This window comes from Streptomyces sp. HUAS TT11 (genome assembly GCF_051553595.1).
Lineage (GTDB): Bacteria > Actinomycetota > Actinomycetes > Streptomycetales > Streptomycetaceae > Streptomyces.
Window position 1 is genome coordinate 3,743,377 of the sequence record NZ_CP196184.1, and the last position, 17,444, is coordinate 3,760,820.

A 17,444-nucleotide genomic window follows, 5' to 3' on the forward strand; every position below is an offset into this window, starting at 1 on the left:
CGAAAACGAGCCCGTCAGTCCTCGGACTCCGCAGAACCGCTGGTGGAAGCGGTCTGCTGGAACAGCCATTCGGACTTCAATTCGGCGTATCCCGGCTTGATGACGTCATTGATCATCGCCAGCCGTTCATCGAAAGGAATGAATGCTGACTTCATAGCATTGACAGAGAACCATTGAAGATCCTCGAGCGTGTAACCGAATGCCTCGACCAGATGGTCGAATTCGCGGCTCATGCTCGTCCCCGACATCAGACGGTTGTCCGTGTTCACGGTGGCACGGAAGTGCAGCCGCCGCAGCAGCCCGATGGGGTGGTCGGTGTACGAGTCGGCCGCACCGGTCTGCAGATTGGAGCTGGGGCACAGTTCGAGCGGGATGCGCTTGTCGCGCACGTACGAGGCGAGGCGCCCGAGCTTCACCGAACCGTCGTCGAGGACCTGGATGTCGTCGATGATGCGCACTCCGTGCCCGAGCCGGTCGGCACCGCACCACTGAAGCGCCTGCCAGATGGACGGCAGCCCGAAGGCCTCTCCGGCATGGATGGTGAAGTGGTTGTTCTCGCGCTTGAGGTACTCGAAGGCGTCCAGGTGCCGGGTGGGCGGGTAACCGGCCTCGGCACCGGCGATGTCGAAGCCGACCACACCGAGATCCCGGTAGCGGTTCGCCAGTTCGGCGATCTCCAGGGCACGGGCCGCGTGCCGCATGGCGGTGAGCAGGGCGCCGATCCGGATGCGGTGCCCGTTGTCCCTGGCCCGCCGCTCGCCCTGGCGGAAGCCCTCGTTGACGGCCTCGACGACCTCCTCGAGGCTGAGCCCGCCCTCCAGATGCTGCTCGGGCGCATAGCGCACCTCCGCATAGACGACGCCGTCCTCGGCGAGGTCCTCGGCGCACTCGGCGGCCACCCGCACCAGCGCCTCGCGGGTCTGCATCACCCCGACGGTGTGCGAGAAGGTCTCCAGGTACCGCTCCAGCGAACCCGAGTCGGCGGCCTCGCGGAACCACACGCCGAGCTTGTCCGGATCCGTCTCGGGGAGGTGCGCATAGCCCGTGTCCCGGGCGAGTTCGACGATCGTCCCGGGGCGCAGGCCCCCGTCGAGATGGTCGTGCAGCAGGACCTTGGGAGCCCGGCGGATCTGATCCCAGCTCGGGGTGTTCTGGTGCTGGCTCGTCATTGCCGCACCATAGCGCCTACGCGCGTAGAGCACGAAGAACGGCGATACGTCGATACCCAAAGGTGACCACCGGGACGGGTTTCGTACACCGCTGCTTCTGACACTGTTCTGTCATGGCAGATCAAGCGACGCCGGTTCGCGCGGCCCGGCTGGGGAGACCGCTCGGCCCGGAACCGGCGACGGTGAACGGAGCGGTGCTGCTCCTCCCGGGAGGCGACGAGATCTCCGCCCGCAGGCCCTCCCCCCTGATGGCCGCCGCCTCGGTCCGCGCCCTCGGCCGCCGGCTGGCACGCGCGGGCCGCGGCGAGGGACTGGTCATCCATGTGGTGCACTACCGCTACCGGGGCTGGAACGGCAGCGAGGCACATCTGTCGCAGGACGCCGGCTGGGCCGCGGACGAGATCGTACGACGCCACGGAGACGTGCCCGTCTGCCTCGCCGGCGTGGGCATGGGCGGCCGGGCGGCGCTGCACGCCGCCGGGCACACCGCCGTCGGCTCCGTGCTCGCGCTGGCCCCTTGGCTGCCCGAGGACGACATGGCCGCGTCGCCCGAACCGGTGAAGCAGCTCGCCGGGCGGCAGGTGCTGATCGTGCACGGCACCAACGACGAACGCACCGATCCGGAGCTGTCGTTCAGGCTGGCGGAGCGGGCCAAGAAGGCCAATCGCGACGTCTGTCGCTTCGAAGTGCACGCGGACGGCCACGGGTTGCACCAGTACCGGTCCGAAGTGCAGGCGCTGGCCGAGGACTTCGTGATGGGCACGCTGTTCGGGCTGCCCTTCTCCCGCCCGGTGCAGGATGCGCTGGCGGCTCCGCCTCCCCTGGGTCTGAGGATGCCGCTGGCGGCCGGGTTCGGGCGGTCGCTGCGCCGGTGAGGGGCGCCGTGCGCGGCCGTGTGCCGCTCACGGGCCGGCCCGGCCGGCTCGCCCGGTCAGTCGGGCAGGAGCTGTCCTCTCCGTGACAGCAGGAAGCTCTTGAACGCGGCCACCGGCGGTGTGTCGACATGCCCCTCGAGCCAGGCGACACCGATCTCCCGTACCGCGCGCGGTGCCGTGACGGTGAGTTCGACGACCCCGGGCCGGGGCACGGCGGGCGGCGGCAGCAGCGCGACGCCGAGCCCCGCCGCCACCAGGCCGCGCAGCGTCTCGGCCTCCTCGCCCTCGAAGGAGACCCGCGGAGTGAACCCGGCCTCGCGGCACAGGTCGTCGGTCATGCGGCGCAGCCCGTAACCGGGTTCGAGGGTCACGAAGGTCTCCTCGGCGGCCTCGGCGAGCCGGATGCGCCGGCGGCCCGCGAGCCGGTGGTCGGCGGGGACGACCAGCCGCAGCTTCTGCTCGTCGAGGCGGCGCGCGACGAGGTCGGGGGCGTCCGGCACCGGCGAGGTGAGACAGAGGTCGAGTTCCCCCGCGCGCAGCTTCTCGAGCATCGCCTCGCCGTAGTTCTGGACGAGGCTGAAGCGGACGCGCGGATGGCCGGCGCGGAAGGCGTGGATCAGGCCGGGCACGGTCTCGGCGCCCATCGTGTGCAGAAAGCCGAAGGCGACCTTGCCGGTCGCGGGGTCGGCGTCCGCGCGCACCTCCTCGGCGCCCCGCTCGATCTCCACGAGGGCGCGCTCCACGGATGCGAGGAACGTACGTCCGGCCGGGGAGAGCGAGACCGTGCGACCGCGCCGGGCGAACAGCTCGACACCCAGGTCGTGTTCGAGCCGGACCAGCGCGCGGGACAGGGTGGACTGCGGGACCTGCATCTCCTGCGCGGCCCGTGTGACGTGCTCGGTCCGCGCGACACCCGCGAAGTACGCGAGGCGCGGCGCGAGCAGGGTGACGATGTCTGCTGCGTCACTTGTGTCACCGGATGATGACAGGCCCGTCGCTGACCTCTGCTGATGCACCATGGGAACGATTATGGGGTTTCTGTGCATTGGACGCATGAAGACCCGGGTCCGTACGTTCGAGGCATGCCTGCTGCCGATACCGGGGCGTCCACCGTCGTGGGCGCCGACGCCGTCACCGCCGACTCCCGTATGCGCCCGGGCGGGCCGGGCTACCGCCGGGTGAGTCTCGCCCTCTTCCTCGCCGGCGTGGCGACCTTCGCCCTCCTCTACTCCACGCAGGCCCTGCTGCCGCTCGTCTCCCGCGACTTCGGGGTGACGGCGAGCGCGGCGAGCTGGACCGTGTCGGGCGCGACGGGCGGACTGGCGCTGTTCGTCCTGCCCATGAGCGCGCTCTCCGAGCGGTTCGGACGGCGCACACTGATGACGGCGTCACTGGCGGTCGCGGTGACGGTCGGCCTGCTGGTGCCCTTCGCCCCGTCGCTCGGCACGCTGATCGCACTGCGCGCGGTGCAGGGTGCGGCGCTGGCCGGGCTGCCGGCCTCGGCAACCGCGTACCTGGCCGAGGAGGTCACCCCCAAGGCCCTGATCACGGCGATCGGCCTGTTCGTCGCCGGCAACAGCGTCGGGGGCATGAGCGGCCGGGTGATCACCGGCTGGGTCGCGCAGGAGTGGGGCTGGCGGGTCGCCGTCGGCACGATCGGTGTGATCGCGGTCGCCTGCGCGCTGGCCTTCCGGCTGCTGCTGCCGGAGCCGAAGCACTTCAAGGCCGGCTCACTGCACCCGCGCGTCCTGGCCGGCACCGTCCGCGACCACCTCGCCGATCCGCTGCTGCGTCGGCTCTACGCCATCGGCGCGCTGTTCATGACGGTGTTCGGCGGGGTCTACACGGTGATCGGCTACCGCCTGACGGACCGGCCGTTCGGCCTGCCCCAGGGCGTCATCGGGTCGATCTTCCTGGTGTACCTGGTCGGTACGGTGACGGCCTCGACGGCCGGCCGGCTGGTGGGCCGGCTGGGCCGCCGCGGGGCGCTGTACCTGGCGGCCGGCACCACGACGGCGGGACTGCTGCTGTCCCTGGCGACCACCCTGCCCCTGGTGCTGCTGGGCCTGGTCCTGATCACCGCGGGCTTCTTCACGGGCCACGCTGTGGCGTCCTCGGCTGTCAGCCACACCGCGAAGCGGGGCCGGGCCCAGGCCTCCGCCCTCTACCAGTCGGCCTACTACATCGGCTCCAGCACGGGCAGCACGCTGGGCGCGACGGCCTTCCACACGGGCGGCTGGGCCGGAACCGCGGGTATGGGCGTGCTGGCGGTGCTCGGCGTCGTGACCATCACCGTGTTCGGTTCGAGGGCGGCCCGTCCGGCGGTCCGGGTGGCGTAGCGCGCGGTGCGGCGGCGGTCGTACGCAAGATCGCAGAAGCCGTCCTCACCTGCCCTTTTCCCCACTCCGGGGGTCGTTGTCAGTGGGCTGCGGTAGCTTCCGCAGTGCTGGGGCGCGACGACGCGCGACGGGAACGGCCGCTGAGTGGGTGGACCATGGGTGACGGCACGGCGACGGCGGAGGACCTCGACGTCCTGCTGGAGAAGCACCGGGTCGAGCTGACCGGTTACTGCTACCGGATGCTCGGCTCCTCCTTCGAGGCGGAGGACGCGGTGCAGGACACGATGGTCCGCGCCTGGCGGAGCCACGCGAAGTTCGAGGGCCGCTCCTCACTGCGCTCCTGGCTGTACCGGATCGCGACCAACGTCTGCCTGGACATGCTGAGCGCGGGCAACAAGCGCGCCCGCCCCATGGACCTGACCGAGTCCACACCGCTCGCCCGGGCCGCCCTCGCCCCGCGTCCGGACCACACCTGGCTGGAGCCGGTGCCGGACACCCGCGTACTGCCCGCGGTGACCGATCCGGAGGAGGCCGCGGTGGCGAAGGAGTCGGTACGGCTCGCATTCATGGCCGCCCTGCAGCAACTGCCGTCCAAGCAGCGCGCGGTGCTCATCCTGCGCGAGGTGCTGGCCTGGAAGGCGAGCGAGGTCGCCGAGCTGCTCGGCACCTCGGTCCCCTCGGTGAACAGCGCGCTGCAGCGGGCCCGCGCCACGCTGGCGGAGAGAGGCGGCGAGGGTGCCGACGCCGCCGTCTCCGATCCTCTGGATCCCGAGCAGCAAAAGCTCCTCGAGCGCTATGTGGCCGCATTCGAGGGGTACGACATGGAGGCGCTGACGGCCCTGCTGCACGAGGACGCGGTGATGACGATGCCGCCGTTCGACCTGTGGCTGCGCGGCCCCTCCGACATCACCGGCTTCATGACGACGCTCGGCTCCGCCTGCGAGGGCTCCCGGTTGGTGCCGGTCGCGGTCAACGGCCTGCCGGGCTTCGCCCAGTACAAGCCTGACCCGGACACCGGCGGCTTCACGGCCTGGTCCGTCCAGGTGCTGGAGATCTCAGACGGCCGGCTCACCGGGTTCCACTTCTTCCTCGACACGAAGCGCTGGTTCCCGCTGTTCGACGTCCCCCTCCGTCTCGAAGGGGAGGCCGACGAGGGCGAGTAGGGCACGCAGCGCGGGGGCCGGGTCGCGCAACCGGATGCGGCCTCCGGCGCGGCGGGCGGCCAGCTGAAGCCTGGCCAGTACGTCCACCGAGGCCAGTGTGACGGGCCTGAGCGCCGCGACGTCGCACACGACGACTGCGGCTCCGGTGTCCTTCATCAGCGCCCTCATCTCCTCGCCGAGCCGCGCCACGTCGTCCCGTGTGACGGGCCCGGTCACCACGAACAGGGCGGGTGTCTCGGCATCCACGGTCGGTAGACCGGCCGGGCGCCCGGTACTCATCGGCGCCGGATCCGCGCGGGGCGGCTGCGCCGACGGCGCCTGTTGTCGTTCGGATCAGGTCGGCTCAGCAAGGCTGCGCCTTTCGGTCGACGCCGGCACGGTCCCCACGACAGGCTTCGGTCGACGGGGACTCGCCGGCGTTGATGACGGCGTGGAAAGGCGCGGGAAGCGTGACGGCCCACCGAACCCGGCGTGCTCAACGGGCGGTGGACCTCGCCCTCGGATTGTCCGTGGAGCGCGGCGGCCGGACCGTTCGGAGCCCGGCGGGTCGACCGGGAGACATGGTGAACGGGACCGGCGACGGTCCGCCGATCCCGTTCACCCGAAAAGGAGAACGCCTGGTCAGGCGATACGTTCCAGCACGACCGGCCCGGCCGCGAACTCCGTGCCCGGCGCCGCGACGTCGTACGCGCCCTCGATCGCCTCCAGCGCGTACGCGAAGCGCTCGGGGGTGTCCGTGTGCAGGGTCAGCAGCGGCTGGCCCTCCGTCACCGTGTCGCCCGGCTTGGCGTGCATCTCGACGCCCGCCGCCGCCTGCACCGGGTCCTCCTTGCGGGCGCGGCCGGCGCCGAGGCGCCAGGCGGCGACACCGATGCCGTAGGCGTCCAGACGGCTGAGGACTCCCGAGGACGGGGCCGTGATCACGTGCTGCTCGCGGGAGCTGGGCAGCGGGGCGTCCGGGTCGCCGCCCTGGGCCGCGATCATGCGGCGCCAGACATCCATCGCGGAGCCGTCGGCCAGGGCCTTCGCCGGGTCCGCGTCCTTCAGGCCCGCCGCGTCCAGCATCTCCCGCGCCAGGGCGATCGTCAGGTCCACGACGTCCGCGGGACCGCCGCCCGCGAGGACCTCGACCGACTCGCGGACCTCCAGCGCGTTCCCCGCCGTCAGGCCCAGCGGGGTCGACATGTCCGTGAGCAGGGCGACCGTCTTCACCCCGTGGTCCGTGCCCAGGCCCACCATCGTGGAGGCGAGCTCGCGGGCGTCCTCGAGGGTCTTCATGAAGGCGCCGGAGCCGACCTTCACGTCCAGGACCAGCGATCCGGTGCCCTCGGCGATCTTCTTCGACATGATGGAGGAGGCGATCAGGGGGATCGCCTCCACCGTGCCGGTCACGTCCCGCAGCGCGTAGAGCTTCTTGTCCGCCGGTGCCAGGCCGTCGCCCGCCGCGCAGATCACCGCGCCCGTGGTGTCGAGGACGTGCAGCATCTCCTCGTTCGACAGCAGCGCGCGCCAGCCGGGGATCGACTCCAGCTTGTCCAGCGTGCCGCCGGTGTGGCCGAGCCCACGGCCCGACAGCTGGGGGACCGCCGCGCCGCAGGCGGCGACCAGCGGGGCCAGCGGGAGCGTGATCTTGTCGCCGACGCCGCCCGTCGAGTGCTTGTCGGCCGTCGGGCGGGACAACGACGAGAAGTCCATGCGCTCGCCCGAGGCGATCATCGCGGCGGTCCAGCGGGCGATCTCCCGCCGGTTCATGCCGTTGAGCAGGACAGCCATCGCGAGGGAGGACATCTGCTCGTCGGCGACCTCGCCCCGCGTGTAGGCGTCGATGACCCAGTCGATCTGCTCGTCGCTGAGCTCATCGCGGTCCCGCTTGGTGCGGATGACGGAGATGGCGTCCATGGCCATGGCTTCCTTCCGAGGTTCGAAGGTGTGCGGCCCCCGCGCACCACAGGCGTGGCACGCAGGGGCCGCACGGGAGTCACTTGGTGAGATGGTCCGGCCCGAAGGCCTGCGGCAGCATCTCGGAGAGCGGCAGGATCCCGGCCGGGGTCTCGAGCAGCAGGCCGGGGCCGCCGAACTCGTAGAGCAACTGCCGGCAGCGCCCGCAGGGGACGAGGATCTCGCCGTCGCCGTCCACACAGGTGAAGTGCGTCAGCCTCCCGCCCCCGGTGTTCTGCAACTGCGAGACCAGCCCGCACTCGGCACACAGGCCGAGGCCGTACGAGGCGTTCTCGACGTTACAGCCCGTGACGACCCGCCCGTCGTCGACGAGGGCGGCCGCGCCGACCGGGTAGCCCGAGTAGGGGGCGTAGGCGCGGGCCATCGTGGTGCGCGCCTCCTCCCGCAGGGCCGCCCAGTCGACCGTCGCGGGCGGGGTCACTTGCCCTGCCCCTTCCGGTACGGCAGACCGTCCGCCTTCGGCATCCTCAGGCTCTGCGCGGACAGCGAGAGCACCAGCAGGGTGACGATGTACGGGGTGGCGGTCACCAGCTGCTTGGGGACCTCGTTGGTGCTGACGTACCAGACGAACATCAGGGCCGAGACGACGGCCGTGATCAGCGCGGGGAGGTACCGCCTACGCCAGGCCAGGTACGCGGCGCCGAACACCAGCAGGATCGCGAGCAGCAGGATCAGCGCGTGGACGTTGGTGGTACCGCCGCGCAGGTTGAGGCTGTCGGTGTAGCCGAACAGGCCCGCGCCGAGCGCGAGACCGCCCGGCATCCAGTTGCCGAAGATCATCGCGGCCAGACCGATGTAACCACGGCCGGCCGTCTGGCCGTCCAGGTACACGTTGGACGCCACGATCGACAGGAACGCACCGCCGAGGCCCGCGAAACCACCGGAGATGATCACGGCGATGTACTTGTACTTGTAGACGTTGACGCCGAGCGACTCGGCCGCCACCGGGTTCTCGCCGCAGGAGCGCAGCCGCAGACCGAAGGCGGTGCGCCACAACACCCACCAGGTGACCGGGACGAGGGCCACCGCGATCACGGTGAGCGGCGACAGGTCGGTGAACAGGCCGCCGACCAGGCCCGCGATGTCCGACACCAGGAACCAGTGTTTCTGGTTCAGCGTGTCCAGCCAGCTGGACAGGCCGGGGATGTCGAAGGTGCCCAGTGAGTCGATCGGCGGGGACTGCTTGGAGGAGCCCTGCGGCTGGTCCTCGAAGGTGAACTTCGACAGATAGCGCGTGACACCGAGGGCCAGGATGTTGATGGCCACACCGGAGACGATGTGGTTCACGTTGAAGGTGACGGTGGCGATGGCGTGCAGGACGGCGCCGAGGGCGCCTCCGATGATGCCGAAGACGACACCCGTCCACGGGCCCCACTGGTAGCCGGCCCAGGCACCGAACCAGGTGCCGAGGATCATCATGCCCTCGAGGCCGATGTTGACGACGCCGGACCGCTCGGACCACAGGCCGCCGAGGCCCGCGAGGCCGATCGGGACGGCCAGGCGCAGGGCGGTGGACATCTGCCCGGTCGAGGTGATCCCCTCCGCGCCGCTGATCAGGCGGACGATCGAGGTGAGCACCAGCACACCCGCGATGACGAGCAGGAGCACGGGGAGAGAGACACGGCGGCTGCCCTTGCCGGGCTGCTGCGCCTTCGGCTTCGCGACGGTCGCGGTGGTCATCAGGCAGCCACCTCCTTCTTGTGGTTGTTGTTGCCGGCGGCCGCGGCGGCCAGCTCCGCGCCGACCCGCTTCTGCTGGCGGCGCAGGCCCCACTGGCGCACGGCCTCGTAGGAGATGACGACCGCGAAGACGATCAGACCCTGCATGATCGTGGCGATCTCCTTCTCGTACGCCACCGGGGTCGCGTAGTCGAGAGCCGGGGACGCCTTGTCCAGGAAGGCCCACAGCAGCGCGGCGAGCGCGATACCGCCGGGGTTGTTGCGGCCCAGCAGGGCGATGCCGATGGCGGTGAAGCCGAGACCGGCCGGGAAGGTCAGGGCGTAGGTGTGGGAGTCGCCGAGCAGCAGCGGCAGGCCGGACAGACCGGCGACCCCACCGGAGATCAGCATCGCCGTGAAGACCATCTTCTTGGCGTCGACGCCGGAGGCCGCGGCGGCGGTCTCGGAGGCGCCGGTGGCCCGCAGGTCGAAGCCGAAACGCGTGCGGTTCAGGACGAGCCAGTAGCCGATGCCCAGGAGGATGGCGAGGAAGACCAGGCCGTAGATCTCGCCGACGTCCGCGCCGAGGTTGATGCCGGGCACCCAGCCGGACTTCTTCATCACACCGGTGGTGATGTTGTCACCGACCAGCACACCGAAGTTGTCCGTGAGGGTGAGATAGCCGATCACGCTGGTGGCGATGGCGTTGAGCATGATCGTCGAGACGACCTCGCTGACACCCCGGGTGACCTTCAGGAGGCCCGCGATGCCGGCCCAGAAGGCACCGGTGAGCAGACCGACCAGCAGGAGCATCGGGACCTGCAGGACGGACGGCAGGGCCACGTGCGCGCCGACGACGGCGGTCATCATGGCGGCCAGCCGGTACTGCCCGTCGACACCGATGTTGAACAGGTTCATACGGAAGCCGAGGGCCACCGCGAGAGCGGCGATGTAGTACAGCGACGCCTGGTTGATGATCAGAACCTGGATGTCGGAGTACCCCACCTGCTCCAGCATCAGCCGGTAGGGCTCGAACGGGTTCTTGCCCGAGGCGATCAGCACGATCGAGGTCAGCACGATCGCCGCGACGAGCGCGAGGACCGGACCGGCCACCGCGAGGAGCGCGCGCTCCTTGTCGAACTTCTTCATCGGGCCTCGTCCTCCGGGGCGGCTGCTTCCTCGACGTGTTCCAGATGACCGGACGCGGCGCCGGTCATGGCCGTACCCAGTTCCTCCGGAGTGATGGTGGCGGGGTCGGCGTCGGCGACCAGCCTGCCGTTGTAGATCACCCGCAGGGTGTCGGACAGGCCGATGAGCTCGTCCAGGTCGGCGGAGATCAGCAGTACGGCCAGGCCCTCGCGGCGGGCCGCGCGGATGTGGTCCCAGATCGCGGCCTGCGCGCCGACGTCCACACCGCGGGTGGGGTGAGCGGCGATCAGGAACTTCGGCGCGTGGCTCATCTCCCGGCCGACGATCAGCTTCTGCTGGTTGCCGCCGGAGAGGGAGGCCGCGGTGACGTCGATGCCGGGGGTGCGGACGTCGTAGTCCTTCACGATCCGCCGGGTGTCCTCCTGGGCGCCCTTCGGATCGATCCAGAAGCCCTTGGCGTTGGGGCGCTCGGTGACGTGTCCGAGGATCCGGTTCTCCCAGAGCGGGGCCTCCAGCAGCAGGCCCTGGCGGTGCCGGTCCTCGGGGATGTACCCGATGCCCTTCTCCCGGCGCCTGCGGGTGGCCCAGGAGGTGATCTCCTCGCCGAGGAACGCGATGGTCCCGGAGTCGGCGTTCTTCAGGCCGATCAGCGCCTCGATGAGCTCGCTCTGGCCGTTGCCCTCGACGCCGGCGACGCCCATGACCTCGCCCGCGTGGATGGTGAAGGTGATGTCGTCCAGGACGCGGCGCACACCGTCGGCCTCCGACACCTCCTCCGTCAGCAGACCGGTGCCCGCGGGCTCGGCGAGCTCTCCCAGGGAGGCGCCCCCGCTCGCGTAGACCGTGAGGCCCTTGACCTCGACGACGGGCTTGTCGGTGACCGTGGACTCGGCGGTCTCCGGGGTGGGCAGTTCGCTGCCGACCATCAGCTCGGCGAGCTGGCGGGGGGTGGTCTCGGCGGGGACGGCGGTGCCGACCGTCGTGCCGCGCCTGATGACGGTGATCTCGTCGGCGACCGAGAGGACCTCGCCCAGCTTGTGGGAGATGAAGATGACGGACAGGCCCTCGGACTTCAGCTCGCGCAGGTTGGCGAAGAGCGCGTCGACCTCCTGCGGGACGAGCACGGCGGTCGGCTCGTCCAGGATCAGCGTCGTGGCGCCGCGGAAGAGGACCTTGAGGATCTCCACGCGCTGGCGGTCGGCGACACCGAGGTCCTCGATGAGGACGTCGGGTCGGACGTTCAGCCCGTACCGGTCGGAGATCTCCTTGATCTTCTTGCGTGCGGTCGCGCCGATGCCGTACAGCTTCTCGCTGCCGAGGACCACGTTCTCCAGGACCGTGAGGTTGTCGGCGAGCATGAAGTGCTGATGGACCATGCCGATGCCGCGCGCGATGGCGTCGGCCGGGCTGTGGAAGGCGACCTGCTCACCGGCGACGGTGATGGTGCCCTCGTCCGGCTTCTGCATGCCGTAGAGGATCTTCATCAGCGTCGACTTGCCGGCCCCGTTCTCGCCGACCAGGGCGTGCACGGTGCCCTTGCGGACCGTGAGGTGGATGTCATGGTTGGCAACGACACCCGGGAATCGTTTGGTGATTCCCGCCAGCTCGACCGCGATCGTCGACGGTGCGGTGAGCGGAGGGCTGCTGGACGCGTCGATGGCGCACTCCTCTTGGAAAAGGGGCCCCTCTACGCGCGTAGCGCCCCTGCCTTAAATAGTGCTCGGACCTGACCGGTTCCGATCGTTCCGAGCATTGTGCCGCGCGAACGGGGTGCGGGTCGGACTTCCTTCCCACACCCCGTTCCCTGGCCTCAACGCTGCCATTACGACGACGCCTTGACCATGGCCTGTTATGGCCTCTTGTCCTGGACGTCCCGGCACCGTGACGTCGGTGCCGGGACCCGGGGGTTGTACGTCAGCGCAGGCGGACGGTCAGGACGTCTTGACGGTGATCGAGCCGTCCTTGATGCCCTGCTCGGCCTTCTTCAGCGCGGCCTGCAGGTCGGCGTTGTTCTTGAACGCCGGGTTGGAGTCGGCGAGGCCGACGCCGCCGTTGTCGAGGCTGCCGCGGATGTCGCCGGACAGCGGCTTGTGGTCCTTGATGACCGACTTGGCGAGGTCGTAGACCGCACCGGAGACGTTCTTCAGGGCCGAGGTGAGGATGGAGTCCTTGTACGCCGCCAGAGCACCCTGGCTGTACTGGTCGGAGTCCACGCCGATCGCCCACACCTTGTGCGCGGCGGCGGCCTTGATGACACCCTGGCCGGACAGGCCGGCGGCGTGGTAGACGACGTCCGCACCGGCGTCGATCTGACCGTTCGCGGCGTTCTCACCCTTGTCGGGGCTGGAGAAGCCGCCCTCCTGGGCCGTCTGCGTCAGGTACTGCGACTCGATCTTGATGCTCGGGTTGACCGACTTGGCGCCCTGGTCGAAGCCCGCCTCGAACTTGTGGATGAGCGGAACGTCCACACCGCCGATGAAGCCGATGTGGTTCTTCTTGGTGGCCTTGGCGGCGGCGACACCGGCCAGGTAGGAGGACTGCTCCTCGTGGAAGACCAGGTCGGCGACGTTCTTCGCCTGGATCGTGTTGTCGTCGATGATGCCGAAGCTGATCTTCGGGTACTTGGCCGCGGCCTCCTTGACGGCGGGCGCGTAGGCGAAGCCGACACCGATGACCGGGTTGTAGCCCGCCTTGGCCAGCGTCTCCAGGCGCTGCACCTTGTCCGCGTCGGACTCGCCGTCCTGCGGCTCGATGTCCCGGCCACTGACGCCGAAGTCCTTCTCGGCCTTCTGGAAACCGGCGTACGCTGCGTCGTTGAAGGACTGGTCGCCCTTGCCGCCGACGTCGTAGGCCAGGCCTATGCCCTTGCTGGCGCCGCTCCCGGCGGACCCTGTGGACGAGCTTCCGCAGGCGGAAACGGTGACGGCAAGTGCTGCGGCTGCAGCACCGGCAACGGCGAAGCGGGACACCCGGCGCATGGAACGTGACTCCTTTGTGCGTGCGCCCGTACCAGGCGCTGGTTCCGCGGCAGCGTAACGCGCGTAGACCAGACGGAAAACCCCTTCTGTCCGGTCCGTTATCGAGATGTGGCCACAGACACAGGACAGGTCACGGAGAGCGGTGCGCCGCTTGCGGGAGGCGAGGACCGGGGTGCCACGAGGGCCGTGGGAAGACCGTCGGCACCCAGGGGGCCCATGAGGAAGCCGGGGGTCGCCCCCTGCCGTCGGTACACGCGCAGGACGGTGACACGCACGCGTCGCGGCCACCCCACGACGGGGGCGTGTGGCCGGCCCGGACCGCCCGGCGGCAGGGAGCGGCTCGGGCGCCGGACGTGAGGGCGCCCCCGGCCGATGTGTTCCGGCCGGGGGCGCCCTCACGTCGGGGAACGACCCGCGCGCCTACTTCGTGTTGACGGTGATCTTGCCGTCGATGATGTCCTGCTTGGCCTTGTCGACCGCGGCCACCACGTCCTTCATCGCCTGGTACTTCGGGTTGGAGTCCGCGAAGCCGACACCGCCGGACTTGAGGTCGCCGCGCTGCTCACCGCTCAGCGGCTTGCCGTCGACGACCGACTTGGTCAGGTCGTAGACCGCACCGCCGACGTTCTTCAGCGCCGAGCCGAGGATGTAGTCCTTGTACTTGGCCAGCGCGCTCTGCTCGTACTGGTCGGAGTCGACACCGATCGCCCACACCTTGTGGGCGGCAGCGGCCTGGATCACGCCCTGGCCGGACAGACCCGCCGCCTGGTAGATGACGTCCGCGCCCGCCTCGATCTGGCCGTTCGCCGCGTCCTTGCCCTTGTCGGGGCTGGAGAAGCCACCCTCCTGCGGCGTCTGGGTCAGGTACTGCGACTCGATCTTCAGGTTCGGGTTGACCGACTTGGCGCCCTGGACGAAGCCCGCCTCGAACTTGTGGATGAGCGGGATGTCCACGCCGCCGATGAAGCCGATGTGGTTCTTCTTGGTCGTCTTCGCCGCCGCGACACCCGCGAGGTAGGAGGACTGCTCCTCGTGGAAGACCATGTCGGCGACGTTCTTCGCCTGGATCGTGTTGTCGTCGATGATGCCGAAGGTGACCTTGGGGTACTTGACCGAGACCTCCTTGACGGCGGGCGCGTAGGCGAAGCCCACCCCGATCACCGGGTTGTAGCCGGACTTGGCCAGCGTCTCCAGACGCTGCACCTTGTCCGCGTCGGACTCGCCGTCCTGCGGCTCGATGTCCCGGCCACCGAGCTTGAATTCGCTCTCGGCCTTCTGGAAGCCGGCGTACGCGGCGTCGTTGAAGGACTGGTCGCCCTTGCCACCGATGTCGTACGCCAGGCCGATGCCCTTGCCCGAGTAGCCGGAGGAGTTCTTGTCCGAGCTGCTGCTCGACTCCGAGCTGGACTTGCCGCACCCGGCGGCCGCGAGGGCGATGACCGCGACGGCCACCGCAGCGTGGGAGAACCTCGTCCTCCGTGAGATCAGACGCACAGCAAGCACCCCTTTTTCCCCACGGCACCGTCACCGGTCCGCATTCCCCAATGCGCCGCCACCGCGGCGATTTCGGCGCACAGTAACGCGCGTAGAAGGGGAGAGGAACGGGGTTCCACGTGGCCGTTACCGATTCGTGCCGACACCGGGTTACGTTTGCGTGCCGGCCGTGACGCACACGTGACGCGAACGGATGAAGGGGTGCCAATCGGGCACCCCTTCCGACCACATGGAGAGCACCTTCCGGCCAACTCGCCGGGGTGCGCGCGCCTACCGCTCCGCGTCCAGCAGCGCCGCCGCCGTGAACAGTTCCACGCCGACCGTGATGGCGTGCTCGTCGACGTCGAAGTCGCCCTGGTGGAGGTCGCGGACGAGGCGCTCGCCGGGACGGCGGACCCCGAGGCGGGCCATCGCTCCGGGCACGTGCTCCAGATACCAGGAGAAGTCCTCGCCGCCGAGGCTCTGTTCGGTGTCCTCGACGGAATGGCTGCCGCGGCGCGCGGTCATGGCCTCGCGCAGCAGCTCGGTGACCACCGGATCGTTGACGACGGGCGGCACCCCGCGGATGTAGTTGATCTCCGACTTCGCCTTGTACAGGTTGGCGATCTCGTCGATCGCGGCGTGCACGAGGTCGGGAGCCTGCCGCCAGGCGTCGAGGTCCAGACAGCGCACGGTCCCGGAGAGCTCGGCGTGCTGCGGGATGACGTTGGGGGCGTGCCCCGACTCGATGCGGCCCCAGGTGACCCCGAGTCCGCTGCGGGCGTCCACACGGCGCGCGACCAGTACCGGCACCTCGGTGGCGACGCGTGCGACGGCCGTGACGAGGTCGGTGGTGAGGTGAGGGCGCGCGGTATGGCCGCCCGGGCCGTCGAGACCCACCTCGAGCCGGTCGCAGGCGGAGGTGATGGGGCCGTGCCGCAGCCCGATCCGCCCGGCGTCGACCTTCGGGTCGCAGTGCACGGCGATGATCCGCCCGACGCCGTCGAGGACACCCGACACGATGGCGTCGGCGGCGCCGCCGGGCAGAACCTCCTCGGCGGGCTGGAAGAGAAGCCGCACGGGCTGTGGCAGCCGGCCCTCGCGGTGCAGCTCGGCGAGGACGAGCCCGGCGCCGAGGACGACCGTGGTGTGCACGTCGTGACCGCAGGCGTGGGCGCGGTCGGGCACCGTCGAGCGGTAGGCGCAGTCGGTCTTGGTGTCGGGGATGGGGAGCGCGTCGATGTCGGCGCGCAGGGCGAGCATGGGCCGTACGCCGTCCACGTCGCCGATGTCACAGACGAGCCCGGTGCCGCCGTCGAGGACGCGCGGGACGAGTCCGGCCTGCTCCAGGCGGGCCTTGATCGCGGCGGTGGTGCGGAACTCCTGGTTGCCGAGTTCCGGATGCATGTGCAGGTCGCGGCGGAAGGCCACGAGTTCGGCGCGCAGCGCCTCGGGCAGCGCGCCCGGGAGCACGGCGTTCCCCGGGTTCTCGGCCTCGGACTCTCTGGACATCACGTGGTTCACCCTTTGAAGGGTAGGGCGATCGGGCGGCCGACCTCCCCGCGATCACAAAACTTCAGCCCGTCAGGCGAAGAAAAGTCGGCCGCACGCCGCATGGTCGGCGGGCGTAATGGGTATGCTCACCCGTCTTTCGGGCGTCGGGACCTCGACGGTGTCCTGGCCGGGTCCGCCGGGGTGACCGCGGAGCCGTCCGGCGCCACGGGGGCGTCCGGTGATCCCTGCACGGGTCCACTCCCCTGTCCGAGCGACCCGTGACGGCAACGCCCGGAGCACCCGAGCCATTCCCGTACCCCACGGATACCACGTCATGGCCCGGTTCCTCTCCCGTAAGCGCCGGTCCACGCGCTGGTTCGCCCCGCGGCACCGACGGCCGACGTTCACATGGCGGGACGATGAACCCTGGAAAGCAGCCGCCGGGGCCGCACCTCCGGCGAGTAGCGTGCGCCGACGTGAACCACCAGGAACCCGACTACATCCGTACCGCACGACTCGCGTACGACGCCATGGCCCCGGACTACCACGCACACCACCCCGACACCCCGGGGAATCGCCCGCTGGACCTGGCCCTGGTCGGAGCCCTCGCGGATCTCGTACGGGGGAACGGTCCCGCCCCACTGGCCGACCTCGGCTGCGGCCCCGGGCACGTCACGGCCCGCCTGCAGGACCTCGGCGTCCCCGTCTTCGGGGTGGACGTCTCCCCCCGGACGGTGGACCTGGCCCGCCGCACACACCCCGGTGTCCGGTTCCACGTGGGCACGATGACGGCCCTGGACCTGCCGCCGGACACCCTGGGCGGCATCGCGGCGCTCTACGCGGTCGACCATGTGCCCGGGGAGCATCTGGCGACGGCGTTCGACGAGTTCCACCGGGTGCTGACCCCCGGCGGCCACGTCCTCGTGGCGTTCCGTACGGGTGACGACGAGCACACGCGGACCACGGTGGGCTCCGGGCAGGGGACGGCGCTCGACCAGCACTGGCACGCGCCGCAGACGGTCGCGGACCACCTCGCGAAAGCGGGCCTGCCCCTCCGGGCGCGCACGCTTCTGGAACCGGACCCCGGCGAGCACCGGCCGCGCGCGTTCCTGCTGGCCCGCAAGCCGGGCCGCCCGGGCTGAGGGCGCCGGCCGCTCCCCCGGAAACCGCCGGCCGGCCCTTCCGCC

At 70.3% G+C, this 17,444-nt stretch carries 15 protein-coding genes; 4 read left to right on the forward strand and 11 right to left on the reverse strand.

Annotation, left to right across the window (positions count from 1 at the left end):
• Positions 1 to 14: 14 nt before the first annotated feature.
• The gene (locus ACSHXN_RS16680; protein WP_355136132.1) at positions 15 to 1,169 is read right to left on the reverse strand and encodes an adenosine deaminase; all 1,155 of its coding nucleotides are present in this window, start codon (positions 1,167 to 1,169) and stop codon (positions 15 to 17) included.
• A gap of 113 nt (positions 1,170 to 1,282) precedes the next feature.
• Between ACSHXN_RS16680 and ACSHXN_RS16685 the strand changes: the two genes are divergently transcribed.
• Positions 1,283 to 2,044 (forward strand): alpha/beta hydrolase family protein, encoded by a 762-nt coding sequence (locus ACSHXN_RS16685; protein WP_355136130.1) that lies wholly within the window; start codon positions 1,283 to 1,285, stop codon positions 2,042 to 2,044.
• A 56-nt stretch (positions 2,045 to 2,100) separates the two neighbouring features.
• On the opposite strand, the gene ACSHXN_RS16690 is transcribed toward ACSHXN_RS16685, so the two are convergent.
• On the reverse strand, positions 2,101 to 3,063 hold the full coding sequence (locus tag ACSHXN_RS16690; RefSeq protein WP_355136128.1) for a LysR family transcriptional regulator: 963 nt from the start codon (positions 3,061 to 3,063) through the stop codon (positions 2,101 to 2,103).
• Between the two features lie 63 nt (positions 3,064 to 3,126).
• Between ACSHXN_RS16690 and ACSHXN_RS16695 the strand changes: the two genes are divergently transcribed.
• Positions 3,127 to 4,383, forward strand: coding sequence for an MFS transporter (locus ACSHXN_RS16695; protein ID WP_355136126.1), 1,257 nt, complete (start codon positions 3,127 to 3,129; stop codon positions 4,381 to 4,383).
• Between the two features lie 155 nt (positions 4,384 to 4,538).
• Complete coding sequence (locus tag ACSHXN_RS16700; protein ID WP_355136124.1) at positions 4,539 to 5,546, forward strand: sigma-70 family RNA polymerase sigma factor; 1,008 nt, start codon at positions 4,539 to 4,541, stop codon at positions 5,544 to 5,546.
• On the opposite strand, the gene ACSHXN_RS16705 is transcribed toward ACSHXN_RS16700, so the two are convergent.
• The 9 genes from ACSHXN_RS16705 to ACSHXN_RS16745 form a co-directional block, all read right to left on the reverse strand.
• Positions 5,439 to 5,825 (reverse strand): STAS domain-containing protein, encoded by a 387-nt coding sequence (locus ACSHXN_RS16705; RefSeq protein ID WP_355136122.1) that lies wholly within the window; start codon positions 5,823 to 5,825, stop codon positions 5,439 to 5,441. The genes ACSHXN_RS16700 and ACSHXN_RS16705 overlap by 108 nt on opposite strands.
• A gap of 342 nt (positions 5,826 to 6,167) precedes the next feature.
• Entirely contained in the window at positions 6,168 to 7,451 is a 1,284-nt protein-coding gene (locus ACSHXN_RS16710) for a thymidine phosphorylase (RefSeq protein WP_355801236.1), read from the reverse strand.
• A gap of 73 nt (positions 7,452 to 7,524) precedes the next feature.
• Positions 7,525 to 7,926, reverse strand: coding sequence for a cytidine deaminase (locus ACSHXN_RS16715; RefSeq protein ID WP_383358094.1), 402 nt, complete (start codon positions 7,924 to 7,926; stop codon positions 7,525 to 7,527).
• On the reverse strand, positions 7,923 to 9,185 hold the full coding sequence (locus ACSHXN_RS16720; protein WP_355136116.1) for an ABC transporter permease: 1,263 nt from the start codon (positions 9,183 to 9,185) through the stop codon (positions 7,923 to 7,925). Before ACSHXN_RS16720 ends, ACSHXN_RS16715 begins: the two co-directional genes overlap by 4 nt.
• Positions 9,185 to 10,312 carry an ABC transporter permease gene (locus tag ACSHXN_RS16725; protein ID WP_355136114.1) on the reverse strand — a complete coding sequence of 376 codons (1,128 nt, stop codon included), beginning with the start codon at positions 10,310 to 10,312 and terminating at the stop codon, positions 9,185 to 9,187. Before ACSHXN_RS16725 ends, ACSHXN_RS16720 begins: the two co-directional genes overlap by 1 nt.
• On the reverse strand, positions 10,309 to 11,970 hold the full coding sequence (locus ACSHXN_RS16730; RefSeq protein WP_383358100.1) for an ABC transporter ATP-binding protein: 1,662 nt from the start codon (positions 11,968 to 11,970) through the stop codon (positions 10,309 to 10,311). Before ACSHXN_RS16730 ends, ACSHXN_RS16725 begins: the two co-directional genes overlap by 4 nt.
• A gap of 273 nt (positions 11,971 to 12,243) precedes the next feature.
• Positions 12,244 to 13,290, reverse strand: coding sequence for a BMP family lipoprotein (locus ACSHXN_RS16735; protein WP_355136112.1), 1,047 nt, complete (start codon positions 13,288 to 13,290; stop codon positions 12,244 to 12,246).
• Positions 13,291 to 13,710: 420 nt separating this feature from the next.
• On the reverse strand, positions 13,711 to 14,742 hold the full coding sequence (locus ACSHXN_RS16740; protein WP_361158350.1) for a BMP family lipoprotein: 1,032 nt from the start codon (positions 14,740 to 14,742) through the stop codon (positions 13,711 to 13,713).
• A gap of 312 nt (positions 14,743 to 15,054) precedes the next feature.
• Positions 15,055 to 16,275 carry an amidohydrolase gene (locus ACSHXN_RS16745; RefSeq protein WP_355136110.1) on the reverse strand — a complete coding sequence of 407 codons (1,221 nt, stop codon included), beginning with the start codon at positions 16,273 to 16,275 and terminating at the stop codon, positions 15,055 to 15,057.
• A 458-nt stretch (positions 16,276 to 16,733) separates the two neighbouring features.
• Between ACSHXN_RS16745 and ACSHXN_RS16750 the strand changes: the two genes are divergently transcribed.
• On the forward strand, positions 16,734 to 17,399 hold the full coding sequence (locus ACSHXN_RS16750) for a class I SAM-dependent DNA methyltransferase (RefSeq protein WP_355136108.1): 666 nt from the start codon (positions 16,734 to 16,736) through the stop codon (positions 17,397 to 17,399).
• Positions 17,400 to 17,444 lie beyond the last annotated feature (45 nt).